Here is a 378-nt window from a genome sequence, read left to right on the forward strand (position 1 = left end):
GAGTGGCAATGCAGCAAAGAGGCTGAAATCGCTGCGCGCCTGAATGAGTTTCCCCGACATCCATAGGGGAATGCCACATTTGTTGATTTTGCGTAGTGAGACGCCAAGGTCATCAGCGAGCCGTGCAGTCGGTCCGCTGCGGTCAATCACAACCTGGGCACCGCGATTCCAGGTAAAGCCACCCACGTCCAAGGTCTCGACCCGACCTCCGAAGCGCGGCTCGGCCTCGATCAGCACGACCCGCAGCCCGACCAGACGCAAAGCAGCAGCAAGGCCAGCCATGCCGCCACCGACAACCGCGACGTCCCATTCCGCAGCCGCGCCGCTCACGCTGCCACGACCGTCTTTGATCCGTTTGGCGACGACCCTGTTTCGGGC

At 62.4% G+C, this 378-nt stretch carries 1 protein-coding gene; it reads right to left on the reverse strand.

The window, feature by feature from the left end:
- A partial coding sequence (locus EN935_RS40570) for an FAD-dependent oxidoreductase (RefSeq protein WP_127374477.1) occupies nt 1-378 on the reverse strand: 378 nt, incomplete at both ends.

The sequence above is a fragment of the Mesorhizobium sp. M7D.F.Ca.US.004.03.1.1 genome (genome assembly GCF_003998635.1).
GTDB lineage: Bacteria > Pseudomonadota > Alphaproteobacteria > Rhizobiales > Rhizobiaceae > Mesorhizobium > Mesorhizobium loti.